23 protein-coding genes are annotated in these 23884 nt (G+C 65.3%); 20 read left to right on the top strand and 3 right to left on the bottom strand.

Annotated elements, in window-relative coordinates; all coding sequences use genetic code 11:
- Positions 1–31: 31 nt before the first annotated feature.
- Positions 32–352 carry a hypothetical protein gene (locus JQ572_RS15645; RefSeq protein WP_211383921.1) on the bottom strand — a complete coding sequence of 107 codons (321 nt, stop codon included), beginning with the start codon at positions 350–352 and terminating at the stop codon, positions 32–34.
- A 348-nt stretch (positions 353–700) separates the two neighbouring features.
- On the opposite strand from JQ572_RS15645, the gene JQ572_RS15640 reads away from it, so the two are divergent.
- The gene (locus JQ572_RS15640) at positions 701–1894 is read left to right on the top strand and encodes a serine hydrolase domain-containing protein (protein WP_211383920.1); all 1194 of its coding nucleotides are present in this window, start codon (positions 701–703) and stop codon (positions 1892–1894) included.
- A 107-nt stretch (positions 1895–2001) separates the two neighbouring features.
- Positions 2002–3708 (top strand): AMP-binding protein, encoded by a 1707-nt coding sequence (locus JQ572_RS15635; RefSeq protein ID WP_211383919.1) that lies wholly within the window; start codon positions 2002–2004, stop codon positions 3706–3708.
- Between the two features lie 121 nt (positions 3709–3829).
- Here JQ572_RS15635 and JQ572_RS15630 read toward each other — a convergent pair whose 3' ends face one another.
- Positions 3830–4831 carry an adenosine kinase gene (locus tag JQ572_RS15630; RefSeq protein WP_211383918.1) on the bottom strand — a complete coding sequence of 334 codons (1002 nt, stop codon included), beginning with the start codon at positions 4829–4831 and terminating at the stop codon, positions 3830–3832.
- Between the two features lie 125 nt (positions 4832–4956).
- Here JQ572_RS15630 and murJ point away from each other — a divergent pair, with 125 nt between their 5' ends.
- From murJ to trmB, 16 genes are all read left to right on the top strand, one after another.
- A complete protein-coding gene (gene murJ, locus JQ572_RS15625; protein ID WP_211383917.1) occupies positions 4957–6507 on the top strand; it encodes a murein biosynthesis integral membrane protein MurJ in 1551 nt (516 codons plus the stop codon).
- 73 nt (positions 6508–6580) lie between these two features.
- Positions 6581–7633: a tryptophan--tRNA ligase gene (gene trpS, locus JQ572_RS15620; RefSeq protein WP_211383916.1), complete on the top strand. Its 1053-nt coding sequence runs from the start codon at positions 6581–6583 to the stop codon at positions 7631–7633.
- Positions 7634–7741: 108 nt separating this feature from the next.
- Positions 7742–8236, top strand: a complete 495-nt coding sequence (locus JQ572_RS15615) for a universal stress protein (RefSeq protein WP_211383915.1) — start codon at positions 7742–7744, stop codon at positions 8234–8236.
- Positions 8237–8393: 157 nt separating this feature from the next.
- A complete protein-coding gene (locus JQ572_RS15610; RefSeq protein ID WP_211383914.1) occupies positions 8394–8963 on the top strand; it encodes a NifU family protein in 570 nt (189 codons plus the stop codon).
- A 170-nt stretch (positions 8964–9133) separates the two neighbouring features.
- Positions 9134–9829, top strand: a complete 696-nt coding sequence (tsaB, locus tag JQ572_RS15605; protein ID WP_211383913.1) for a tRNA (adenosine(37)-N6)-threonylcarbamoyltransferase complex dimerization subunit type 1 TsaB — start codon at positions 9134–9136, stop codon at positions 9827–9829.
- Positions 9826–10311 (top strand): ribosomal protein S18-alanine N-acetyltransferase, encoded by a 486-nt coding sequence (gene rimI / locus JQ572_RS15600; protein WP_211383912.1) that lies wholly within the window; start codon positions 9826–9828, stop codon positions 10309–10311. The genes tsaB and rimI overlap by 4 nt, the downstream gene beginning before the upstream one ends.
- Before the next feature lie 38 nt (positions 10312–10349).
- A complete protein-coding gene (locus JQ572_RS15595; RefSeq protein ID WP_211383911.1) occupies positions 10350–10805 on the top strand; it encodes a Fur family transcriptional regulator in 456 nt (151 codons plus the stop codon).
- Positions 10806–10857: 52 nt separating this feature from the next.
- On the top strand, positions 10858–11538 hold the full coding sequence (locus JQ572_RS15590) for an HAD family hydrolase (protein WP_211383910.1): 681 nt from the start codon (positions 10858–10860) through the stop codon (positions 11536–11538).
- Positions 11539–11714: 176 nt separating this feature from the next.
- Positions 11715–13103, top strand: coding sequence for a tRNA (N6-isopentenyl adenosine(37)-C2)-methylthiotransferase MiaB (miaB, locus tag JQ572_RS15585; protein ID WP_211383909.1), 1389 nt, complete (start codon positions 11715–11717; stop codon positions 13101–13103).
- Between the two features lie 64 nt (positions 13104–13167).
- Entirely contained in the window at positions 13168–14163 is a 996-nt protein-coding gene (locus JQ572_RS15580; RefSeq protein ID WP_014438680.1) for a PhoH family protein, read from the top strand.
- 60 nt (positions 14164–14223) lie between these two features.
- Positions 14224–14733: an rRNA maturation RNase YbeY gene (gene ybeY / locus JQ572_RS15575; protein WP_211383908.1), complete on the top strand. Its 510-nt coding sequence runs from the start codon at positions 14224–14226 to the stop codon at positions 14731–14733.
- A gap of 1 nt (position 14734) precedes the next feature.
- Positions 14735–15850 carry a hemolysin family protein gene (locus JQ572_RS15570; protein WP_249129069.1) on the top strand — a complete coding sequence of 372 codons (1116 nt, stop codon included), beginning with the start codon at positions 14735–14737 and terminating at the stop codon, positions 15848–15850.
- On the top strand, positions 15847–17460 hold the full coding sequence (gene lnt / locus JQ572_RS15565; RefSeq protein WP_211383906.1) for an apolipoprotein N-acyltransferase: 1614 nt from the start codon (positions 15847–15849) through the stop codon (positions 17458–17460). Before JQ572_RS15570 ends, lnt begins: the two co-directional genes overlap by 4 nt.
- 231 nt (positions 17461–17691) lie before the next feature.
- Positions 17692–18105: a helix-turn-helix domain-containing protein gene (locus JQ572_RS15560; protein WP_008131807.1), complete on the top strand. Its 414-nt coding sequence runs from the start codon at positions 17692–17694 to the stop codon at positions 18103–18105.
- Positions 18106–18189: 84 nt separating this feature from the next.
- Positions 18190–19347: a M20 family metallopeptidase gene (locus JQ572_RS15555; RefSeq protein ID WP_211383905.1), complete on the top strand. Its 1158-nt coding sequence runs from the start codon at positions 18190–18192 to the stop codon at positions 19345–19347.
- The gene (gene trmB / locus JQ572_RS15550) at positions 19344–20054 is read left to right on the top strand and encodes a tRNA (guanosine(46)-N7)-methyltransferase TrmB (protein WP_211383904.1); all 711 of its coding nucleotides are present in this window, start codon (positions 19344–19346) and stop codon (positions 20052–20054) included. Before JQ572_RS15555 ends, trmB begins: the two co-directional genes overlap by 4 nt.
- Here trmB and JQ572_RS15545 read toward each other — a convergent pair.
- The gene (locus tag JQ572_RS15545) at positions 20051–21133 is read right to left on the bottom strand and encodes a DUF2336 domain-containing protein (RefSeq protein WP_211383903.1); all 1083 of its coding nucleotides are present in this window, start codon (positions 21131–21133) and stop codon (positions 20051–20053) included. The genes trmB and JQ572_RS15545 overlap by 4 nt on opposite strands.
- A 374-nt stretch (positions 21134–21507) precedes the next feature.
- On the opposite strand from JQ572_RS15545, the gene rimP reads away from it, so the two are divergent.
- Together rimP and nusA are read left to right on the top strand one after the other, a co-directional pair.
- Positions 21508–22263: a ribosome maturation factor RimP gene (gene rimP, locus JQ572_RS15540; RefSeq protein WP_211383902.1), complete on the top strand. Its 756-nt coding sequence runs from the start codon at positions 21508–21510 to the stop codon at positions 22261–22263.
- 2 nt (positions 22264–22265) lie between these two features.
- Complete coding sequence (gene nusA / locus JQ572_RS15535) at positions 22266–23876, top strand: transcription termination factor NusA (RefSeq protein ID WP_211383901.1); 1611 nt, start codon at positions 22266–22268, stop codon at positions 23874–23876.
- Positions 23877–23884 lie beyond the last annotated feature (8 nt).

The raw sequence follows: 23884 nt of genomic DNA, 5'->3' as shown, positions 1-23884 counted from the left end.
TCTGCCTATGACGAAATTGGGAGCCGCAGCCTCAGGCAGCGCCGCTCATATAGGTCTCGCGCCGGCCGATCATGCGCTCGGCGGCGGCCTTGGCATCAGCCTTCGAGGAGGTCGCGCACGTCCGGTATTCGAGATCGGGAGCGTCGGAGGTATGGCGGCGGCCGAACCAGGATTTCGAGCCGACCGGCAGCAGCGCCAGCGCCTGCGCCAGATTGTCGACCGCGCCGAAGGAATAGAGTGCGCCGGTGCCGGCGATCCGGACCTCGTAGATGCCGGGCGCGATCGGCGCCTCCAGATTGTCGCCCCGTCCGGGACGGGGATAGCGCTTCCATTCGCTCCAGGTCGAAATCATCTGAGGTCCCCCTCGCGGCCGGTCGAAGGCCGCCAAATTTGCATCAAATCTGAATCTCGGCCGTCGATTGGGCCGGGTGCTGAACGCCGCAACGCACAAAATGTTTCAAGTGCTCGAAAACTTTCGAAACATATCGCCCGGGCCCATCCGAGGTCACGGCTCGTTGCGGCCATCCACCGCAGATTGTGACGGAGTGTTGCAGTTCAGCCCTTTCTCGTCCTGCGTGAGTGACGAAGCGTCAAGTCACGACATCGCGACCGGCGAAGGTACGTGGATGCGCTTGCCGCGCGAAGCACGCGGGAGGACAATCGATCGCTTCCAACAATAAACAAACCGGAGGAAACGCGTATGCAAAGCCAAGCACAGATCGACGAGATTCTGCGCCAGAAGAGCGAGGCCAAGGAGATTCCCGGCGTCGTCGCGATCGCCGCCAGCGGTAGCGACGTGCTGTACCAGGGTGCGTTCGGCAAACGCGATTTGTCGAAGCCCGATGCGATGACGGCGGATAGCGTGTTCTGGATCGCCTCGATGACGAAGGCGGTGACGACGGCGGGCGCGATGCAGCTGGTCGAGCAAGGCAAGCTGTCGCTGGATGCGCCGATCGGCGAGCTGCTGCCCGATCTCGCCAAGCCGCAAGTGCTCGAAGGATTCGACGCCCGCGGCGAGGCGAAGCTGCGGCCGGCCAAAGGGCCGATCACGCTGCGCCAGTTGATGACCCACACCGCCGGCTTCTGCTACAACATGTGGAACGGCGACCTTGCGGTCTATCTGGACAAGGCCGGCATCCCCGCCATCACCACCTGCCAGAACGCGGCGCTGAAGACGCCGATCATGACCGATCCCGGCACGCGCTGGGAATACGGCACCAATATCGATTTCGTCGGCAAGGCCGTGGAAGCCGTCAGCGGCAAGCGCCTCGATGCCTATCTGCGCGACAATCTGTTCGCGCCGCTCGGCATGGGCGACACCGCTTTCAAGATCACCGACAACATGCGCAAGCGCCTGGTCGGCATGCATGCACGCGGCGAGGACGGCCAGCTCGCGTCGATCCCGTTCGAGCTCGAGCAGGAGCCGGAATTCCACATGGGTGGCGGCGGCCTCTATTCGACCGCGGCCGACTACATCAAGTTCACCCAGATGATCTTGAACAAGGGCCGCGGCAACGGCAATCAGGTACTGAAGGCCGAGACCGTCGCGACCATGGGGCAGAACCACATCGGCGATCTCGCCATGGGCAAGCTGACCACGGCGGCGCCGATGTACACCAACGACGTCGACCTCTATCCGGAGCAGGTGAAGAAGTGGGGCCTCAGCTTCATGATCAACACCGCCAAGACGGCGGAAGGCCGCAGCGCCGGCAGCCTCGCCTGGGCGGGCCTCGCCAACACCTATTACTGGATCGATCCGGCGCGCGACGTCACAGGCGTGATCCTGATGCAGCTGTTGCCGTTCGCCGACGCGAAGTGCCTGGAAGCGTTCGCGGGCTTCGAGCGCGGGGTCTATGCCGGCCTCGATGCCGGCAGCGGGCAAAAGGCGGCCTAACTCCTTAGTATGAGGCGCGCGGCGTCGCGCGCCTTCCCTGCAACGGATAGCCTCGTGCCCGAACGCCGTCGGCTTCGGGCACGAGGCGACAATCTGAGGAGACGAACTTGACGGGCGATCCTGCAGGCAAAGCCGACAGTTACGTTTGCGGCATCTCGGACACGCCGCTGCTCGGCGACACCATCGGTCGCAGTCTCGACCACGCCGTGCGGCGCTGGGGCGCGCGCGAGGCGCTGGTCTCGCCCAGCCAGGGGGTGCGATGGACCTGGACGGAATTCGCCGAACGCGTCGATGCGCTTGCAGCCGGTTTTCTCGCGCTCGGCCTGGAGCGCGGCGAGCGGATCGGCATCTGGTCGCTGAACCGGCCGGAATGGACACTGACCCAGTTCGCCGCCGCCAAGGCCGGCCTGATCCTGGTCACGATCAATCCGGCCTATCGGCTCAGCGAGCTGGAGTTCGCGCTGAAGAAAGTCGGCTGCGCGGCGATCGTGACCGCGACGGCATTCAAGACCAGCCAATACATGGAGATGCTCAACACGCTGTTGCCGGAGCTGGCGAGCGCAAGACCCGGACAGTTGCAGGCGGCGCGCCTGCCGTCCCTGCGGATGGTGATCCAGATCGGCGGCCCCCGGGCATCGGGCACGATCCCCTTCGAAGACGTCGCGCGCATGGGCGGCGCCAAGCATCGCGAGCAGCTTGCCGCGCTCGGCGCGACGCTTCAGTTCGACGATCCCGTCAACATCCAGTTCACCAGCGGCACCACGGGATCGCCGAAGGGCGTGACGCTGACGCATCACAACATCCTCAACAACGGCTATTTCACCGGCCGGGCGATGCGGCTGACCGAACAGGATCGCATCTGCATTCCGGTACCGCTCTATCATTGCTTCGGCATGGTGATGGGCAACCTCGCATCCGTCACGCTGGGCACGACCATGGTCTATCCCGGCGAGGGTTTTGATCCGCTCGCGACTCTCCGCGCAGTCGAGCAGGAGAGATGCACCGCGCTGTACGGCGTGCCGACCATGTTCATCGCGGAGCTCGATCATCCTGAGTTCTCGAAATTCAACCTGAAATCACTGCGCACCGGCATCATGGCGGGCGCGCCCTGCCCGATCGAGGTGATGAAGCGCGTCAACACCGAGATGAACATGCGCGAGGTCACCATCGCCTACGGCATGACCGAGACCAGCCCGGTCAGCTTCCAGAGCGCGACAGACGACCCGCTCGAGCGGCGCGTCTCGACCGTCGGGCGGATTCATCCGCATGTCGAGGTGAAGGTCGTCGATCTCGAAGGCAGGATCGTCAGGCGCGGCGAACGCGGCGAGCTCTGCACCCGCGGCTACAGCGTCATGCTGGGCTATTGGGAGGAGAAGGAAAAGACGGGAGACGTGCTTGATGCGAACGGCTGGATGCACACCGGCGATCTCGCCACCATCGACGACGAGGGCTATTGCAACATCGTCGGCCGCATCAAGGATCTGGTGATCCGCGGCGGCGAGAACCTCTATCCACGCGAGATCGAGGAATTTCTGTACCGCCACCCCAAGATTCAGGACGTGCAGATTTTCGGCGTGGCTGACACTCGCTATGGCGAGGAGCTCTGCGCCTGGATCCGCGTTCGGTCCGGCGAGACGCTGACGGCCGAAGAGGTCCGCGCTTTCTGCGACGGCCAGATCGCCCACAACAAGATCCCGCGCTACGTCGAGTTCGTCGACGAATTTCCGATGACCGTGACCGGAAAGATCCAGAAATTCGTAATGCGCGAGGCGGTCGAGCAGCGGCTGGGGCTGAAGGCGGCGAAGACGGCGTAGCTTGCCAACCCCGTAGTCATTGCCAGCGCAGCGAAGCAATCCAGAATCTTACCGCGGCGGCAGTCTGAATTGCTTCGTCGTTGCGCTCCTCGCGATGACGGGAGAGAGAGAGAGACGAGCGTTACGCCGTCAGCCCGCGCTGCTGGGCCAATTCCTTCAGCGACACCTGCGGGCGCGCGCCGATGTGCTGGATCACTTCGGCGGCCGCGAGCGCGCCGAGCTCGCCGCACTGCTTGTACGGCAGGTTGCGCGCCAGACCATACAGGAAGCCGGCGGCGAAGAGGTCGCCGGCGCCGGTGGTGTCGACCAGCTGCTTGATCGGCGAGGCGGGCGCGGCAACGGCGTCTTCCACTGACACCACCATGCAGCCCTTCTCGCTGCGAGTGACGACGCCGAGATTGACGTCGTTGCGCAGCTGCTTGAGCGCGGTGTCGAAATCCGAGGTCATGTAGAGCGAGTGCAGCTCGGATTCGTTTGAGAACACGATGTCGACGGTGCCGTTGCGCATCAACGATAGAAACTCGTCACGATAGCGATCGACGCAGAACGAATCCGACAGCGTCAGCGCCACCTTGCGCTTGGCGTCATGGGCGATCTTGGCGGCCTTGACGAAGGCGTCCTTGGCGTTCTTGGGGTCCCACAGATAACCCTCGAGATAGACGATGCCGGCCGCGGCGACCTCGGCCGGGTCGATATCGGCGGGCGACAAATCCTGTGCCGCGCCGAGATAGGTATTCATGGTGCGCTCGCCGTCGCCCGTCACCAGGATGTAGGAGCAGCCGGTGGCGGGGCCGTCCTTCGCGGCGGGCGTGTTGAAGGCGACGCCGGCGGCGCGGATATCGTGGACGTAGAGCTTGCCGATCTGGTCGTCCTTGACCTTGCCGACATAGGCGGCGCGTGCGCCGAGGCTGCCGATGCCGACGATGGTGTTGGCGGCCGAGCCGCCCGAAACTTCCGTCGCCGGGCCCATGTCCTGGTAGATGGCGACGGCCCGCGCCTCGTCGATCAGGGACATGCTGCCCTTGGTCATGCCGTGCTTGGCCAGAAAGGCTTCATCGGTCCTGACCAGCACGTCGAACAGCGCGTTGCCGATGCCGAGAACGTCATATTTCACGTCAGCCATTCACTTTGATCCCGTTGCCCGATTGCAGACCGGCGGAAAATCAGCTTCCTGTCTGCCTGAAAATGTAGCTCGCGGCCTATCACGACCGGACCTGTGCGGGCAAGCAACGGTATTATGCAGTTCCGATGATCCGCTCCTTCCTGACCGTCTCGACGGGGACGCTGGCCTCGCGGCTGCTGGGCTTCGCACGCGATTCCCTGATCGCGGCGCTGCTCGGCACCGGCGCCGTGGCGGATGCGTTTCTGGCGGCGTTTCAGCTCGTGAATGTGGTACGGCGCCTGCTCAGCGAGGGAGCGCTGAATGCCGCGCTGATCCCGGCCTGGCTGCGGGTCAGAGACCGCGACGGCGAAGTGGCTGCGGCCGCGTTTGCGGGACGCATGCTTGCCACCGTCAGCGCGGCCCTGATCGGGATCTCGATCGCCGTTGCACTGTCGATGCCATTGATCATCACCATCATCGCGCCGGGATTCCTCGGCAGCGGCACGCTCGACCTCGCCGTTCAGAACGCGCGGCTGATGCTGCCTTACCTCGCCTTCGCGGGACCCGTCACGGTGCTGATGGGGCTGCTCAACGCACAGGGGCGCTTTGCACTCACTGCGTTCTCGCCGCTGCTGTTCAACGTCGCGCTGATCGCCGCGATCGCGACACTCATGCTGTGGCACACCGATGCGACCTTCGCCGCGTGGATGCTGGCGGCCGCCGTCGGCGTCGCCGGCCTGCTGCAATTGTTGATGCTGCTGTCGCAGCGAAGCGCCCGCCTCGCCGCGCCGCTGCGCGTGAGCTTCGACGAGCAGATGCGCGGCTTCTTCGCCAAGGCGATCCCAGGCATGATCGCAAGCTCGGGGCCGCAATGGCTGATGATCGCAGGTGCAATCATCGCCTCGGCCACGCCCTCCGCCGTGTCGTGGCTGTATTTCGCCAACCGCCTGATCGAGCTGCCGCTCGGCATCGTCGGCGTCGCCATGGGCACGGTGCTGGTGCCGGAGCTGACGCGCGCGGTGGCTAGCGGCGACCGTGATGCCGTCGGGCAAGCGGAATCGCGCGCGCTCGAACTCGCGACCGGGCTGGCGCTGCCCGCGACGCTCGGCCTGATCGTGCTGGCCGAGCCGATCGTACGGCTGCTGTTCGAACATGGCGCCTTCGGTGCCAACGACAGCACCGCGACCGCACGCGCGCTGATGTGGCTGGCGCTGGGCCTGCCGGCGCATGTGCTGATCAAGGCGCTCTCGCCGGCCTTCTACGCCCGCAGCGACACGATGACGCCGCTGCTCGCAACGGCCAAGGGTTTTGCGGTCGCGGTCGTCCTCGCCGTGCTGCTCGGCCACTACTTTGGCGCAAGCGGAATCGCGGCCAGCATCGCGGCCGGGGCCTGGAGCAGCGCATTCTCCCTGCTCCGAAAAGGCACCGGCGAATTCGGCTTCTCGGTCGACGCTGCCGCGCGAAAGCGGCTGCCGCGGATCGTGCTCGCCGCTTTCGCCATGGGCGCCCTGCTGTGGCTGAGCGCGGGCCTCGTGCCTTCGGAGGCCCACGGGCTGATCCGCTTCATTGCGCTGGGCTTGCAGATCGCCGCCGGAATCTCCGTCTATGGCGTGCTCCTGCAAATCCTCGGCGTCGCGTCGTGGCGCGAGGCGGCCGGTGCCCTGAAGCGCCCCGTCCGACCCGATCCGGGCGCCTGAGCTCACAGAAATACCCTTGACGGGGCAGCGCCGCTGTTGGAAACGACGCCCCGTATCTCGCAGGAAAGCTGCCATGGCATTCGTTGAACGGGTTTTTTCGGGCGTCCAGCCGACGGGCAATCTGCACCTCGGCAATTACCTCGGTGCGATCGTCAACTTCGTGAAAATGCAGGAAACCCACAACTGCATCTACTGCGTCGTCGACATGCACGCGATCACGCAGGGCGTGGACGTGTGGGGCGGGCCGGTCGAACTTGCGCGTAACACCCGCGAGGTGACAGCGGCGTTCATCGCGAGCGGCATCGATCCGAGCAAGCACATCGTATTCAACCAGAGCCAGGTCTCGGGCCATGCCGAGCTCGCCTGGATCTTCAACTGCGTTGCGCGCATGGGCTGGCTCGGCCGCATGACCCAGTTCAAGGAGAAGGCCGGCAAGGACCGCGAGAATGCGTCCGTCGGGCTGTTCGACTATCCCGTGCTGATGGCCGCCGACATCCTGCTCTACCGCGCCACCCACGTTCCGGTCGGCGAGGACCAGAAGCAGCATCTCGAGCTCTCGCGCGACATCGCTCAGAAGTTCAACAATGATTTCGGCGATTCGATCCGCAGCCACGGCGCCAATGACGGACTGTTCTTCCCGCTGCCGGAGCCGCTGATCACGGGACCGGCGACCCGCGTGATGAGCCTGCGCGACGGCACCAAGAAGATGTCGAAGTCGGACGCGTCCGACAATTCGCGCATCAATCTGACCGACGACGCCGACACCATCGCGCAGAAGGTGCGCAAGGCGAAGACCGATCCGGAGCCGCTGCCGACCGAGGAGAAGGGCCTGGAAGCGCGCCCCGAGGCCGACAATCTCGTCGGCATCTTCGCCGCGCTCTCCGACCGTTCCAAGGCCGACGTGCTCCGCGATTTCGGCGGTGGCCAGTTCTCCAGCTTCAAGAACGCGCTGGTGGATTTGTGCGTCACGAAACTCTCGCCGATCGCCGGCGAGATGAAGCGCCTCGTCGCCGATCCCGGCCATATCGACGCGATGCTGAACGATGGCGCCGACCGTGCCCGCACCATCGCCGAAGAGACCATGAACCTCTCGAAGGATATCGTCGGCTTCATCCGCCGGCGCTGATCGCAGCATCTACGAAACACGGCCTGCGCCGCGGCGCCGGCCGCTTCTCCTCTCCCCAAGCGCGGGGGAGTGTGGCAGCATGTCGGTTGCGCACACGCCGGGACATGCATGACCAGCCAGCGACTTTGCTTCGAGCCGGGTCACAAGCCCAAATGCCTCGTCATCGTCGACGACACCGCCGAATGGGACCGTGCGGTCTATTATGCCAGCCGCTGGGCGATCCGCGCCGGCGGCGGCGTTGTGATGCTGCGCATCATCGAGCCCGAACAGCAGACCCAGGAATGGCTGGGTGTCGCCGACATCATGCGCGCCGAGGCGCAGGAAGCGGCGGAAGCCGCGCTCGACCGCGCCGCTGGCCGCGCCAATGGCATCGCCGCGATCACGCCGGAACGGGTGATCCGCGAGGGTGCCGCGATGGAACAACTGCTCGCGGTGATCGACGCGGACCCCGACATCGCCATGCTCGTGCTCGCCGCCAATCCCGGCGCGGAAGGTCCGGGGCCGCTGGTCTCGCTGCTGACGAACGCGCTGGGGACGTTCCCGGTGCCGGTGACGATCATTTCCGGCGCCCTCAGCGACGGAAGCGTGGATTCGCTGTCGTAGGCCGCGTCCTGCCCTCCCGCGCAGCGTAAGCACCGCCCTAACCCTCTGAAAATCATGGACGAATGCCCTCCGCCCCCTTGACCGTGCGTTCGCCGTCGCCATCTGCTACTGGATAGCTCACGCGCCGGCCTTGAACCGGCGACGTCCGGAGAAAACCATGTTCATTCAAACCGAAGCCACCCCCAATCCCGCCACGCTGAAATTCATTCCCGGCCGCGTCGTCGTCGATGGCGGTCCGATGGAATTTGCGAGCCGCGAATCGGCCTCTCGCTCGCCGCTCGCCGAAAAGCTGTTCGAGGTACCCGGTGTCACCGGCGTGTTCTACGGATCGGACTTCATCACCGTGACCAAGGCGAACGGTGAATGGCAGCAGCTCAAGCCCGCGATCCTGGGCGCCATCATGGAGCACTACATGTCGGGCGCGCCGTTGCTCGCCGACGGTGCGGCGCAAAGCGATGCCGATCTTGACGACGAGGACGAGTTCTTCGACGAGGCCGACGCAGAAACGGTCGACATGATCAAGGACCTGATCGAGACCCGGGTGCGGCCGGCAGTCGCCAATGACGGCGGCGACATCACCTTCCGCGGCTTCAAGGACGGCATCGTCTATCTCAACATGAAGGGTTCATGCGCCGGCTGCCCGTCATCGACCGCGACGCTCCAGCACGGCATCCAGAACCTGCTCAAGCACTTCGTGCCCGACGTGGTCGAAGTCCGGCCGATGTAACCCAGGGGCCGGATGCCCCCACACCGTCATGCCCGGCCGCGAGCGCGAAGCCCGTCTTCGCGCTAGACGCGCCGGGCATCCACGTTCTGGGGCTGCAAAGACGTGGATGGCCGGGACGAGCCCCGCCATGACGACGAGCATTCCCTGACGGATGATGCTACGATCGTTCCATGCTGATCCTTGCCATCGACACCGCGCTGGAGGCGTGTGCGGCCGCCGTGCTCGACACCGACGCCGGGCAGCTGCTTGCGCAGGAGCAGCTTCTCATGAAGCGCGGCCATGCCGAGGCGCTGATGCCGATGATCGCGCGCGTCATGCAATCGGCAAATCTGGCCTTCACCTCGCTCGACCGCATTGCCGTCACCGTCGGCCCGGGAAGTTTCACGGGCCTCCGCGTCGGCATTTCGGCGGCCCGCGGCCTTGCGCTTGCGGCAAAGCGGCCCGCCGTCGGGTTGACGACGTTATCCGCCTATGCTGCCACCGTCGTCGGGCAGAGCGGAACGGCACCGGTGATTTCGGCGATCGATGCGCGGCACGACCACGTCTACTTCCAGATCGTGGCCGGCGACGGCAGCCAACTGGTACGGCCGGGCGTTGTCCCCATCGACGAGGCGATCGCGGCCTCGCAATTCGGCGCGCCTCACCTGGTCGGCAATGCCGCAAATATCCTCGCCGAGCGCTGGCCAAAGGATGCACCTCAGCCGGCCGCGGTCGATGCGCAGCCCGCGCCCGACATCGGCTGGGTCGCATGGCTTGGCGCCGCGGCCGATCCCGAGGCCAATCCGGCGCGGCCGTTCTATCTGCGCGCGCCCGATGCAAAGCCGGTCGCGCAGCCGCCGCTCGCAGCACGAGCCGCGACCTCATGATGAGATGGTTGTCGGAATGGTGGCGCGGCGGCACGGCCGCCGTCGACCCCGCATCCGCGCGCGACGCCGCGCGGCTCGCGCAGCTTCACGGCGCCTCTTTCGCGCGCGGGTGGGGCGAAAGCGAATTCGAGAGCATGCTCACCGAGCGCAATACGCTGGTGCACCGGTTGCGCCTCGGCCGCAAGACGGTCGGCTTCGCGGTGTCGCGGATCGGCGCGGACGAAGCGGAAATCCTCTCGATCGCGGTCGACCATGCCCATCGCGGCCGCGGCCTCTCCCGCACGCTGCTGATGACCCATCTCGGCCATCTCGCGGGGCACGGCGTGCGCACAATATTTCTCGAGGTCGAGGAAAACAACCAGCCGGCACGGCGCCTCTACGACCGCGCCGGATTCGTGGTGGTCGGGCGCCGAGAACGCTACTATAACCAGCCGAACGGGGAACAATTGAACGCCCTTCTGATGCGGCGTGACTTGTCGTAACATTGATGGCAGAAAGCGCCCCGTCAGGCAGACAGATCATGACCGCACTGAAACCTTCCTCCGCATCCAAGGCGTCCGGCATCGAGGCGCGCTGTGCCGCGACCGGCATGCGCATGACCGAGCAGCGCCGCGTCATCGCCCGCGTGCTCGCGGAAGCGATCGATCATCCCGATGTCGAGGAACTGTACCGGCGCTGTGTCGCCGTCGACGACAAGATCTCGATCTCGACGGTGTATCGCACCGTCAAGCTGTTCGAGGATGCCGGCATCATCGAGCGCCATGATTTCCGCGAGGGCCGCGCGCGCTACGAGACGATGCGCGACAGCCACCACGACCACCTCATCAACCTGCGCGACGGCACGGTGATCGAGTTCACCTCCGAAGAGATCGAGAAGCTGCAGGCGGAGATCGCCCGCAAGCTCGGCTACAAGCTGGTCGATCACCGGCTCGAGCTCTATTGCGTCCCGCTCGACGACGACACGCCGACGTCCTAAGTGGCATGATCTTGTCGGAAAACCGCTTCACACTTTTCCGGATCATGCCTTAGTGCCGATAGATCTCATCATCTTCGATTGCGACGGCGTGCTCGTGGACAGCGAGGTGATCTCCTGTCGCGCGCATGCGGACGTGCTGACCAGGCACGGCTATCCGATCACATCGGAGCAGGTGTTCGAACGTTTCCTCGGCCGCTCGACGCGGCAGGCCAATCTCGAGATCGAGGCCGAACTCGGCTGCAAGCTGCCCGAAGCCTATCACGGTGATCTGCAGGACGAGCTGTTCCGCGCATTCGAAGCCGAGCTCGAAGCGATCCGCGGCATTCACGACGTGCTCGATGTCGTGACCCAGCACGTCTGTGTCGCCTCGAGCGGTTCGCATCAGCGCATGCAGGTGAGCTTGGGGAGCACTGGACTCTATGAGCGTCTCGCGCCAAACATATTTTCGGCCTCGCAGGTCAAGAACGGCAAGCCGTCGCCGGACCTGTTTCTGTTCGCGGCCAAGGAGATGGGTGTGGCGCCCGAGCGCTGCGTCGTGATCGAGGACAGTCTTGCCGGCATTGCCGGCGCTCGCGCGGCCGGCATGATCGTGTTCGGCTTCTGCGGCGGCGCACATTGCGGGGATGGCCATGCCGAGACCCTGCGCCGGGCCGGTGCCGACCTGACTTTCGCCGACATGCATCAATTGCCGGAGTTGGTCCGGCGGGTCGAGGCGGACGCCCTGGCGGGCTGATTTCGGCTATTTGGCCCATTTCGCAGCACCGCCCCGGCAATCTCGCCTCAAAACCTCTGGATTCCGGGTTCGCGTTGGCGCCGCCCCGGAATGACGGCCAGAAGGGGCTTCATTGCTGGATTTTCGCCGCTCCAGTCTATATCTGAGGGCTGTCCCCCACCTCCATTCCGGGTTCCATGACGCCGCCGCGCAAGCTGCACATCAAATCATATGGCTGCCAGATGAACGTCTACGATGCCCAGCGCATGGTGGACACGCTGGCTCCGGAAGGATTCGTGGAGACGGCCAGCGCCGAGGACGCCGACCTCGTCATCCTCAACACTTGCCATATCCGCGAGAAGGCCTCCGAAAAGGTCTATTCCGAGCTCGGCAGGCTGCGCCTTGCCAAGGACGAGGCCGCACGCGAGGGCCGCGCGATGCAGATCGCGGTCGCGGGCTGCGTGGCGCAGGCCGAGGGCGGGGAGATCGTGCGCCGCGCGCCCGTGGTCGACGTCGTGGTGGGACCGCAGAGCTATCATCATCTGCCGGAGCTTTTGAAGCGCGCCGCCGACGAGGGCCGCGCGATTGAGACCGAATTTCCGGCCGCCGACAAGTTCGGCTTCCTCGCCCAGCCCAAGCCCGACGCGATCCGCGCGCGCGGCATTTCCGCCTTCGTCACGGTGCAGGAAGGCTGCGACAAGTTCTGTACTTTTTGCGTCGTGCCTTACACGCGAGGCTCGGAAGTCTCGCGGCCCGTGGCGAAGATCGTCGACGACGTGAGGCGGCTCACCGAGAACGGCGTGCGCGAGCTCACGCTGATCGGGCAGAACGTCAACGCCTATCACGGCGAGGGACCGGACGGGAAAAGCTGGCCGCTCGGCAGGCTGCTGGAACATCTGGCGCGGATTCCCGGCGTCGCGCGGCTGCGCTATTCGACCAGCCACCCCCGCGACGTCGATGACAGCTTGATTGCAGCCCATCGCGATCTCGACGCCTTGATGCCGTTCGTGCACCTGCCGGTGCAGTCGGGCTCGGACCGGATTCTGGCCGCCATGAACCGGAAACATACCGCCGATGATTACCGGCGTGTCGTCGACCGATTCCGGTCCGCCCGCCAAGACATTGCTTTTTCATCAGATTTTATCGTCGGCTTCCCCGGCGAGAGCAAGCAAGATTTTCTCGCCACACTCGCGCTTGTCACGCAAATCGGCTACGCTGCGGCTTATTCGTTCAAATACTCCGCCCGGCCGGGAACGCCGGCCGCGGATATGCAGGAGACGGTGTCCCCCGCCGAGATGGACCAGCGATTGGTGCGGCTCCAGGAATTGATCGACAGCCAGCAATCGGCCTTCAACAAGGCTGCGATTGGCTCAACGGTCGATGTGCTGTTCGAGCGTCCGGCCCGCAAGGACGGCCAGATCGTGGGCCGCACTGCATTTCTCCAGCCGGCGCATGTGATGGCCTCGCCCGACATCATCGGACAAATCCTGCCGGTCCGGATCGACAGTCTCGAACGCTACAGTTTCCTCGGTGAGCTCGCCACGGCACGCGAGCCCGCTTTATCGCCCATTGCCACTGGAGCTTGAACCCTTGCCAAAAAGCGCATCGGATTCGTCTTCTATCGCTTCCAGCCGCAAATTTGACCGCGACATGCAGGTTCCGCCCGAGACCCAGGTCGTCATCGACTTCGACGACAACCGCGCCGCTTCCGCGCTGGTAGGCCCTTACGGCCAGCATCTCGCGCAGATCGAGCGGCGGCTCGGCGTCGTCGTCGACTCCAAGGGCAACCACATCACCATCGGCGGCTCGCGCGACGGCTGCGACGCCGCTCGCCGCGTGCTGGAGACGCTCTACGCGCAAGCGGTGAAGGGGCAGGACCTCGACCAGGGCGAGGTCGAAGGCGCGATCCGTGCGGTGATCGCGCAAGGCTCACTGTTCGAGTTCGACGCCAAGTCGGCCAAATCGACCTTCGACAGCATCAATCTGCGCAAGCGCCCGGTCCGCGCGCGCACGGCCGCGCAGGATTCCTATATCCGGGCGCTGAAGCGCCACGAGCTGGTGTTCGGCATCGGCCCCGCCGGCACCGGCAAGACCTGGCTCGCGGTCGCGCATGCCGCGCAACTGTTCGAGCGCAAGGAGGTCGACAAGATCATCCTGTCGCGTCCGGCGGTGGAAGCCGGCGAGCGGCTCGGCTTCTTGCCCGGCGACCTCCGCGAGAAGGTCGATCCCTATCTGCGCCCGATCTACGACGCGCTCTACGACCTCATGGATGCGCGCATCGTCGAGCGTGCGCTGCAGACCGGCGAGATCGAGATCGCGCCGCTCGCTTTCATGCGCGGCCGCACGCTGACCAACGCCGCCATCATCCTGGACGAGGCGCAGAACACCACGTCGATGCAGATGAAGATGTTCCTGACCCGTCTCGGCGAGAACAGCCGCATGATCGTGACCGGCGATCCCTCGCAGATCGACCTGCCGAACGGCCAGACCTCGGGTCTCGCCGAGGCGACCCGGCTGCTGAGCGGCGTCGAAGGCATTGCGCAAGTTCATTTCAAGGCCGAGGACGTGATTCGCCACGAGCTCGTGGCGCGGATCGTCTCCGCCTATGAAGGGCAGCCGCAGCGGCCGGCCGCCGGTAAATCCTGACGACAACAACCGGACAATTTGGGCGCGGACGCAGGCGCCTTTTCGTTCCGAACAAAGAGAATGTCACACCCCAACCTTCCCATCACCGAGGTCCTCGTCGTCGCCGATTGCTGGCAGCGTGAGCCCGATTCCGAAGCCGTGATCCAGCGCGCCGTTGCGGCCGCCGCAGAGAGTGTCGATGCAGACGTCGCGGAGGCGGAAGTGGCTGTAATGCTGACCGATGATTCCGGCATCCGCACGCTCAACAGCAACTGGCGCGGCATCGACAAGCCGACCAATGTGCTGTCGTTTCCCGCGCTTCAGCCGGAAGGCGAATGGAAGCCGGGCGACGCGCCGCGCATGCTCGGCGACATCGCGATCGCGTACGAGACCATGCGGCGCGAGGCGGACGAGGAGCAGAAGCCGTTCGATCATCATTTGAGCCATCTCGCCGTGCACGGTTTCCTGCATCTGGTCGGCTATGACCACGAGAACGACGGCGACGCCGAGGAGATGGAAGCCCTCGAACGGGAGATCCTGGCTCATCTCGGCATCCCCGATCCCTATGCCGACCGCGCGGGGACGCACTGAGATGCCGGATTCCGAACCGATCCACGACAATCCGCGCAACACGGCCAATCTGCCGGCCGTGGTGACGCCGGGCGAGATGACGCGCCCGACCGCGGAAGGCTGGCTGCTGCGTGCCATCCGCACGCTGTTCGGCTGGAAGGCGGGATCGGTCCGCGACGACCTCCAGGTCGTGCTGGACGCCACGACGCCCGACGACACCGGCTTCTCGACCGTCGAGCGCACCATGCTGCGCAACATCCTCGGCCTGCACGAGCGCCGCATCGCCGACGTCATGGTGCATCGCGCCGACATCATCGCGGTGAAGCGCGACATCCCGCTTGGTGAGTTGATGGACCGGTTCGAGAGCGCCGGCCATTCGCGCCTCGTGGTCTACAACGAGACGCTCGATGATCCCGTCGGCATCGTCCACATCCGCGATCTGCTCGCCTTCATGACCGCGCGTGCCCGCGTGTCGGAGGCCACGAAGACCAAGCGCAAGAAGCCGCTGCCGGCCGGTCTCGATCTGCGTACGGTCGATCTGGCGCTGCCGCTTCAGGATGCGCGCATCATCCGCAAGCTGCTCTACGTGCCGCCGTCGATGCGGGCGATCGACCTGCTCGCGCAGATGCAGGCCACGCGCATTCATCTGGCGCTGGTGGTCGACGAATATGGCGGCAGCGACGGGCTGGTTTCGCTGGAGGACATCGTCGAGCAGATCGTCGGCGAGATCGACGACGAACATGACAGCGACGAGCCGCCCTCGATCGTACGGCTGCCCGACAACGCCTTCATCGCCGATGCGCGCGCCAGCCTCGACGACGTCCGCACCGTGATCGGCGAGGATTTCGTCACCGGCGAGGCCGGCGAGGAAGTGGAGACGCTGGGCGGCTATCTCGTCAGCTTCGTCGGGCGTCTGCCGGTGCGCGGCGAAGTCATCTCCGGCCCCGGCCATTACGAGGTCGAGGTGCTCGATGCCGATCCGCGCCGCGTCAAGCGGCTGCGGATCTCGACGCGGAAGGAGCGTCCCGCGCCGCGCACCCAGCGCGAGAGCCGCCGCCGCGAGGTTACGCCGGATGGCAGTCAACCGGCGGCCAGCGACACGCCCACCCCGCCAAGCGACGGGACCGGTCCGCAGTGAGCCCGTTCCAGCGATTTCGGCAGATAGCGCTTGCCGTCATCCTCACCTGGGGATGGAAGCGCGCCGTCATCGCCATGGCCGCCGGCGCGCTGTCGGTGCTGGCGCTGGCGCCGTTCAACATCTTCCCGGTGCTGTTCATCACGCTCCCGGTGCTGGTCTGGCTGATCGACGGTGCCGGTGCTGGACGATACCGCGGCATTCCTGCCGCGGCGCTGACCGGCTACTGGTTCGGGCTCGGCTATTTCGTCCCCGGCCTCTACTGGATCGGCTACGCCTTCTTCGTCGATGCCGATACATTCGCCTGGCTGACGCCGTTCGCCGTGCTTGGCCTGCCGGCCTATCTCTCGATCTTCACGGCGATCGGATTTGCGCTCGCCCGCCTGCTCTGGACCAAGGATGCCACGCGCATTCTGGCGCTCGCCGCAAGCCTCACCATCGCCGAATGGCTGCGCGGTCACGCGCTGACCGGCTTTCCCTGGAATGCCTTCGGCTACGCCTTGTCCGAGCCGCTGCCGCTGGCGCAGACGGCCTCGCTGATCGGCCTGTGGGGCATGACGTTCCTCAGCGTTGCGATCTTCGCGAGCCCCGCGGCGCTGATCGACCGCACGCCTGATCGCCGCCCGGCGTGGCGCGCTCCGGCCGCTGCGATTGCGCTCCTGCTCGTCATGGGCATCTTCGGCGCGATCCGCCTGTCGCTGCATCCGACCACGATGGTCGCGGGCACCAAGCTGCGCCTGATGCAGCCGGACCTCCAGCAGGACGCGAAATTCAACTACGCCGCCAAGGCGGAGGTGATGAAGAAATATCTGGCGCTGTCGGACCGCGCCTCCGGGCCGCAATCGACCGGCGTGCGCGATGCCACCATCCTGATCTGGCCGGAATCCGCCTTTCCGTTCTTCCTGACCCGCGAAGCGGACGTGATGGCGCAAATCGCCGAGCTTCTGCCCAAGGGCACAGTGCTGATCACGGGCTCGGTCCGCGCGCCCGACCTGCCGCGGGGCACGCCGATCACGCGCGCCTATAATTCGATCTACGTGATCGACCACGACGGCAGCGTGCTCGCGGTCTACGACAAGTTGCATCTCGTGCCGTTCGGCGAATTCCTTCCCTACCAGGACCTGATGGAGAAGCTCGGCTTCGAGCAACTGACGCGCGTGCGCGGCGGCTTCATTCCCGGCACCGTGCGGCACGCGCTTCCAGTGCCGGGCGCGCCCAGCGCGCTGCCGCTGATCTGCTACGAGGCAATTTTTCCCGGCGAGGTTGCCGGGCGCAACGAGCGTCCGGGCTGGATCGTGAACCTCACCAATGACGGTTGGTTCGGCATTTCGACCGGTCCCTATCAGCATCTCGAGCAGGCGCGGATGCGCGCGATCGAGCTCGGACTTCCACTGGTGCGCTCCGCCAATACCGGCGTCTCGGCGGTGATCGATCCGGTGGGACGAACCGTTGCCAGCCTCGGCCTCGGCGTCGAAGGCATTTTGGATGCAAGTCTGCCCGCCGCAATCCCGCCGACCGTCTATGCAAGGGTGGGCGACATCCCCGCAGCCATGCTCGTCGCGCTGGCTGTGCTTCTGGCGGTACGGCGACGTGTTGCCAAACGGCATCCGTGATCACACCTCGCTAGCGGTTTTCGGTCGAGGCGACCGGAATCCTTTGACAACCGTAGTCCCACGGTTGACAGACTGCACGCGGCCTCCTCATTCTGCGCCGGCTGCAAAAGACAGTGGGCATTGCTAAATTTCTCCGCAATGTTTCCCAATAACAGGGTCTGATTTTGACGATGCTGACACCCGAGGCATTCCTGATGATTGCGCCGAAGGTGGTGTTTGGAGGCTGAGGAAATGTCGAAAGCGCCCAACCCTGTTGACAAATATGTCGGCAGCCGCGTGCGAATGCGCCGCATCATGTTGGGCATGAGCCAGGAAAAGCTCGGTGAAGCTTTGGGCCTGACTTTCCAGCAGATCCAGAAATATGAGAAGGGCACGAACCGGGTCGGTGCGAGCCGTATCCAGCAGATCGCCGAGATACTCCAGGTGCCGGTGTCGTTCCTGTTCGAAGGCGGGCCTAGCGGCGTGGCCGGCCCGGACGGCTTCGCCGAAGGCGCATCGCCCTCCTATGTCTCGGACTTCCTCGCGACTTCCGAAGGTCTTGCTTTGACCAAGGCGTTCACCCGAATCACCGATTCGAAGATGCGCCGCTCGATCGTCGATCTCGTCGAGCAGATCGCGGCCCGCGAAGGTCCCGACAAACGCTGACGCCCGTCTCAATCCGATTTGAGACTGCGTCAAATCTGGCCTATGTCGTCATTTGCGGCCGCGTTTTGATGCGCATCCGCTCCGATGATGCGATACAAGGGCACAGATGCACTCATGATCAGCTCCAATTGGTTCGATTCCCAAACTATTCTCGATGGCATCCGCAGCTGGGTCGAGATCGAGACGCCGACGGACTCGCCTGAACAGGTCAACAAGCTGATCTCCGTGGTCGCGGAGCAATACCGCGATCTGCCTGTCACGCTCGAGCGTGTCGCCGGCGTCGATGGCTGCGGCGATCATCTCGTGGTGCGCTCGACCTGGGGCCAGGACCGGCCGGGCATCCTCGTGCTGAGCCACCTCGATACCGTCCATCCGATGGGATTCATCACGCGCCTGCCGTTCAAGGTCGAAGGCGACAGCGCGTTCGGTCCGGGCATCTACGACATGAAGGGCGGCGCCTACATCGCACATCATGCCTTTGGTGCGCTCTGCGCCACCGCCGATCGCTCGCCGCTCGGCATCACCCACCTGTTCACCTCCGACGAGGAGATCGGCAGCCCCACCTCACGCACACTGATCGAGACGGAAGGCCGCAAGGCCAAATATGTGCTGGTGACGGAGCCGGCGCGCGACGGCGGCAAGATCGTCACCGGCCGCAAGGGTGTCGGGCGATTCGAGGTCTTCATCAAAGGCGTGCCCGCACATGCCGGCACGCGGCCCGAGGACGGCCGCAGTGCGATCCGCGAGCTTGCCAATGTCATCCTGGCGCTCGAAGCGATGAACGATCCGGCCCGCGGCGTTACCGTCAATGTCGGCGTGGTGCGCGGCGGCACGCGGCCCAACGTGACGCCGGAAGAAGCCCATGCCGAAATCGACCTGCGCGTGCTGAGCCTTGAGGACGCGGACGAATTCGTCGGCAGGATTCTCGCCCTGACGTCGAAGACGGATGGCGTCACCGTCAGTGTCACGGGCGGGCTCAATCGTCCGCCTTACGAGAAGAGCAATGCCGGCGCCTCGCTGTACGAGCATGCGAAGACGCTCGCCACCGAGATCGGCTTCGAGCTGGTCGACACCCACACCGGCGGCGGCTCGGACGGCAATTTCACAGCCGCGCACACCGCGACGCTCGACGGGCTCGGCGTCGACGGCAAGGGCGCCCACACCCATTATGAGCAGCTCTATGTCTCGTCGCTCGCGCCGCGGGCGCGGCTGCTCCATCGCCTCTACCAGACGCTGCGATGATCGAACGCAAATCGGATCCCGATCGCGACGACAGCGAGCGCGCCTTTTTCGGGCGCCGCAAGGGCCACAAGCTGCGGCAGCATCAGGCCGAGCTGATCGATCATCTGCTGCCGCATCTCGCGCTCGACATCGACGGTGAGGCGCCGGCGAATGCCGGCGAGATCTTCGATCCCGCGGCGGACGATGTGCGGCTCGAGATCGGCTTTGGCGGCGGCGAGCATCTTGCGGCCGAAGCGCAGAGCTTCTCCACGACCGGCTTCATCGGCTGCGAGCCCTATGTCAACGGCATGGCGAAAATCCTCGCGCAGATCGAGGCGACCAACATCGGCAACATCCGCCTGTTCGCAGGCGATGCCGCCGAGCTCCTGGCCTGGCTGCCCAAAGCCTCGCTGTCGCGGATCGACCTGATCCATCCCGATCCCTGGCCGAAACGGCGGCACTGGAAGCGGCGCTTCGTCCAGGACCGGACCATCGCCGCGATGGCGCGCGTGCTGAAAGCCGGCGGCGAATTCCGTTTCGTCTGCGACATCGACGATTACTGCGCCTGGACGCTGTCGCATCTGGCGCGCTCGGTGGATTTCGTCTGGCTGGCGGAGCGCGCCGACGATTTCCGGCAGCCATGGGCCGGCTACACCATGACGCGCTACGGCCGGAAGGCTGCACGCGAGGGCCGCAAGGCGGCCTATCTGCGATTCAAGCGGCTCTAGATCGTCTGCCGGTTGCGCCAGAAATTCACGACGCGCTCGGCAGTGGCCGGCATCAGGCGCGTGAAGTTCACGCGCGCCTGCTCGATATCGGCATCGGCTGGCGTGCGATTCGGGCCGTACCACATCAGGATCAGTGCGCGCACCGTCGGCCAGCCGAGATTCAGCACGCGACCCAGAACCAGAATCGGATCGTAGCGGTCACCGGCGATCAGGCGGTCGAGAACCGAGAGGCGGACGCCGGACATCGCCGAGAGCGAGGCGATGGACTCCTCGTATTTGTGCGCCTTGGCGAAGCTGAGCAGCGCGCTCTCGCCGAGATGGCCGCCGCGATGCAAGGCCAGCACCGTGCGCTGTGCCGCGGAGAAATCGCGGCGCGGCCCCGGCGGCAGTGCCGCCTCCTCGATCGCCGCCATGGCGCGCTTGATCTCGACCTGGCGCGCGGGATTGACCACGCTCGAGAGGCGGCGGCGGATGACGTCGAGTGTGCCGTCGAGAAGCTGTTTCAGGTGCTCGCCGGAGAGATCGTTGCGCTGGCCGATCCTGAGCGTCAGCACGCCGTCCTGCGCGGCGCGCTTGATCAGCTCGGAATAACCATCGGGCGAGAACGCCGCGCCGGCATTGCCCGCGGCGCGGCGCACCACGTCGCGATCGCCGCGCTCGACCAGCACGTCGGTGACGACAGCGGACAGCAGGGGGCGCTCGGTCATCGCCAGCAGATGGCCCTGGCCCTTCAGCCGCGCGATCTCGACGAGAGCGGCGTCGTCGAGCACGGGCGAATGGCGCAGCACGGGGCCAGCCACCATGATCTCGTTTTCACGCGCGAGCTGGCTCACCAGATGCCGCGGCGCGTTGTTCAGGCGCGAGAAGCGTTCGGCGAGATCGACGCGCGAGGCGAGCTCGGCATGCGGGACGAGATCGATCAGCAGATTGTCGAAGAGATCGACGAGATCGGGACGGAGCTTCTCGGCGTCCTGGAAGAACAATTGGGCGATCGCGCTCGCGATCTCGCCGCGCCGCCGCGGGTCGCCGCGTTTGACGATATCGTCCAGTCCGGGAATGAGCGACGTGGCAACGGTCATGAAAACGCAAACTCGTACAGGGCACGCCGCGGGTGCGCCCTTGGTCCAAGCCGCCCCACGATCGGGGAATTTAGGCCCCCGGAGGTGAAGGAAGCGTTGCGCGAGGGGCCGCGGACCGGACGCAAAAAGCCTCGCCCGCCCTGCGATGGGCCTTGTCCGGGAGGGCGGAAAGGGCTATATCAGCGCCAATTCATCTTCTCATACGATCCGCGTAGTGAGAGTGGGCCCGAAAGGACCCGCTCTTTTTTATTACCTGAACGCGGCTTGGTGGGAGATGCAGCCGACGCGCTGTCGGGAAAGTTCCGCAGCGGGCTTTCAAAGTCTTAACCAAGCCTTAACCCAAGCCTTATCCAACGAGCGCCTTGACCTCTGATATGACCGAACCGAACCTTGGTTCCACGGATGCCGAATTGCTGGCAGAGCCGAGGCTCGTGGTCGAGCCGGGCGTGGCGGCACGGGTGTCCGCGGTCGCAGGCCCGGTGCTCGAGGGCATGGGCTACCGTCTGGTGCGGATCCGCATTTCGGCGGAATCCGGCTGCACCGTGCAGATCATGGCCGAGCGGCCGGACGGTTCGATGCAACTCGAGGATTGCGAGGCGATTTCGCGGGCGCTGTCGCCGGTGCTCGACGTCGCCGACCCGATCGATCGCGCCTATCGGCTGGAAATCTCCTCGCCGGGGATCGACCGCCCGCTGGTGCGGCGCTCCGATTTCGAGCGTTATTACGGCTATCTGGTGAAGATCGACATGGCCGTCGCCCATGAGGGACGGAAGCGGTTCCGCGGCACGCTCGGTGCCGTCGAAGGCGACCGCGTGCACCTGCATCGCGAGGACGTCAAGGCGGGCGATAGTCCCGACGTTCTCCTGACCATGGAAGACATCGGCGAGGCACGGCTCGTGCTCACCGACGAGCTGATCGCGGAATCCATGCGCCGCGGCAAGGCCGAGGAGCGCAAGATGCGCCGCGATCTCGGGCTGGAGCCGCCGGCTGCGCCGCACGCGGAGATCAGCGCGAAGATCACCAAGAACACCAAGCCGAAGAAGAAGCCGGCCCCGACCAACACAAAGAAGCATCGCCTGGCCGCCGAACGCGCGCGACGGGGCGAGATCGAGCCTGACGAAGGAGACTAGCCATGGCAGTCAGCGCCAATCGACTTGAACTGCTCCAGATCGCCGATGCCGTCGCGCGCGAGAAATCGATCGACCGCGGCATCGTCATCGCGGCGATGGAGGACGCCATCGCCAAGGCGGCCCGGGCACGTTACGGCAGCGAAACTGACGTTCACGCCGAGATCGACCCGAAGAAGGGCGAGCTGCGGCTGTCGCGCCACATGCTGGTGGTCGAGAAGGTCGAAAACCACTCGAACCAGATCTCGCTGGTGGATGCGCAGCGCGCCAATCCCGGCGCCCAGGTCGGCGACACCATCGCCGACACCCTGCCGCCGCTGGAATACGGCCGCATCGCCGCGCAATCGGCCAAGCAGGTGATCGTGCAGAAGGTGCGCGAGGCCGAGCGTGACCGGCAATATCAGGAATTCAAGGACCGCATCGGCGACATCGTCAACGGCGTGGTCAAGCGCGTCGAATATGGCAGCGTGATCGTCGACCTCGGCCGCGGCGAGGCCATCATCCGCCGCGACGAGATGCTGCCGCGCGAAGTGTTCCGCAACGGCGACCGCGTCCGCGCCTACATCTTCGACGTCCGCCGCGAGACCCGCGGCCCGCAGATCTTCCTGTCCCGCACCCATCCCCAGTTCATGGCGAAACTGTTCGCGCAGGAGGTGCCCGAGATCTATGACGGCATCGTCGAGATCAAGGCGGTCGCCCGCGATCCCGGCTCGCGCGCGAAAATCGGCGTGATTTCCCGCGATTCTTCGGTCGATCCGGTCGGCGCCTGCGTCGGCATGCGCGGCTCGCGCGTGCAGGCGGTGGTGAACGAATTGCAGGGCGAGAAGATCGACATCATCCCCTGGTCGCCCGACATCGCGACCTTCGTGGTCAACGCGCTGGCGCCGGCCGAAGTCTCCAAGGTCGTCATCGACGAGGACCGCGAGCGCATCGAGGTCGTCGTGCCCGACACCAACAACCAGCTCTCGCTGGCAATCGGCCGCCGCGGCCAGAACGTGCGTCTGGCCTCGCAGCTCACCGGCTGGGACATCGACATCCTGACCGAGCAGGAGGAATCGGAGCGCCGCCAGGCCGACTTCGAGAATTCCACCCGAGTCTTCATGGAATCGCTCAATGTCGACGAAGTCGTCGGCCAATTGCTGGCGTCCGAAGGCTTCACCTCGGTCGAGGAACTCGCGATGGTGGACCTCAAGGAACTCGCAGGCATCGAGGGCTTCGACGAGGAGACCGCGCAGGAGCTCCAGAACCGTGCCCGCGAATATCTCGAGCAGCAGGAAGCCGAGATCGAAGCCAAGCGCAAGGAGCTCGGTGTCGAGGACGCCGTCAAGGACGTGCCCGGCGTCACCTCCAAGATGCTGGTGAAGTTCGGCGAGAACGACATCAAGACCGTCGACGACCTCGCCGGCTGCGCCACCGACGATCTGGTCGGCTGGACCGAGCGCAAGGAAGGCGGCGAGCAGACCAAGTTCGCCGGCGCGCTCGATGGTCTCGACGTCTCCCGCGACGATGCGGAAGCCATGATCATGCAGGCGCGCGTCAAGGCCGGCTGGATCACCGAGGCTGACTTGGCCAAGCCGGCCGAAGAGGCTGAGGCGGCTGAAGATCAGCCGGCTTAAGGGCAAAG

The sequence above is a fragment of the Bradyrhizobium sp. SZCCT0153 genome (genome assembly GCF_018129995.1).
In the GTDB taxonomy this organism is placed as follows: domain Bacteria; phylum Pseudomonadota; class Alphaproteobacteria; order Rhizobiales; family Xanthobacteraceae; genus Bradyrhizobium; species Bradyrhizobium japonicum_G.
This window is presented reverse-complemented; position numbering and strand designations above follow the sequence as displayed.

Excerpts from the sequence above, each read along its gene's own strand:
- JQ572_RS15580 (WP_014438680.1), top strand. The coding sequence starts at position 13,168 with ATGCAGGTTCCGCCCGAGACCCAGGTCGTCATCGACTTCGACGACAAC.
- JQ572_RS15570 (WP_249129069.1), top strand. The coding sequence starts at position 14,735 with ATGCCGGATTCCGAACCGATCCACGACAATCCGCGCAACACGGCCAAT.
- rimP (WP_211383902.1), top strand. The coding sequence starts at position 21,508 with ATGACCGAACCGAACCTTGGTTCCACGGATGCCGAATTGCTGGCAGAG.
- JQ572_RS15630 (WP_211383918.1), bottom strand. The coding sequence starts at position 4,831 with ATGGCTGACGTGAAATATGACGTTCTCGGCATCGGCAACGCGCTGTTC.
- JQ572_RS15610 (WP_211383914.1), top strand. The coding sequence starts at position 8,394 with ATGTTCATTCAAACCGAAGCCACCCCCAATCCCGCCACGCTGAAATTC.
- miaB (WP_211383909.1), top strand. The coding sequence starts at position 11,715 with ATGACGCCGCCGCGCAAGCTGCACATCAAATCATATGGCTGCCAGATG.
- JQ572_RS15545 (WP_211383903.1), bottom strand. The coding sequence starts at position 21,133 with ATGACCGTTGCCACGTCGCTCATTCCCGGACTGGACGATATCGTCAAA.
- JQ572_RS15595 (WP_211383911.1), top strand. The coding sequence starts at position 10,350 with ATGACCGCACTGAAACCTTCCTCCGCATCCAAGGCGTCCGGCATCGAG.
- trmB (WP_211383904.1), top strand. The coding sequence starts at position 19,344 with ATGATCGAACGCAAATCGGATCCCGATCGCGACGACAGCGAGCGCGCC.
- ybeY (WP_211383908.1), top strand. The coding sequence starts at position 14,224 with ATGTCACACCCCAACCTTCCCATCACCGAGGTCCTCGTCGTCGCCGAT.
- tsaB (WP_211383913.1), top strand. The coding sequence starts at position 9,134 with ATGCTGATCCTTGCCATCGACACCGCGCTGGAGGCGTGTGCGGCCGCC.
- nusA (WP_211383901.1), top strand. The coding sequence starts at position 22,266 with ATGGCAGTCAGCGCCAATCGACTTGAACTGCTCCAGATCGCCGATGCC.
- JQ572_RS15555 (WP_211383905.1), top strand. The coding sequence starts at position 18,190 with ATGATGCGATACAAGGGCACAGATGCACTCATGATCAGCTCCAATTGG.
- JQ572_RS15645 (WP_211383921.1), bottom strand. The coding sequence starts at position 352 with ATGATTTCGACCTGGAGCGAATGGAAGCGCTATCCCCGTCCCGGACGG.
- JQ572_RS15615 (WP_211383915.1), top strand. The coding sequence starts at position 7,742 with ATGACCAGCCAGCGACTTTGCTTCGAGCCGGGTCACAAGCCCAAATGC.
- JQ572_RS15560 (WP_008131807.1), top strand. The coding sequence starts at position 17,692 with ATGTCGAAAGCGCCCAACCCTGTTGACAAATATGTCGGCAGCCGCGTG.
- rimI (WP_211383912.1), top strand. The coding sequence starts at position 9,826 with ATGATGAGATGGTTGTCGGAATGGTGGCGCGGCGGCACGGCCGCCGTC.
- JQ572_RS15640 (WP_211383920.1), top strand. The coding sequence starts at position 701 with ATGCAAAGCCAAGCACAGATCGACGAGATTCTGCGCCAGAAGAGCGAG.
- murJ (WP_211383917.1), top strand. The coding sequence starts at position 4,957 with ATGATCCGCTCCTTCCTGACCGTCTCGACGGGGACGCTGGCCTCGCGG.
- trpS (WP_211383916.1), top strand. The coding sequence starts at position 6,581 with ATGGCATTCGTTGAACGGGTTTTTTCGGGCGTCCAGCCGACGGGCAAT.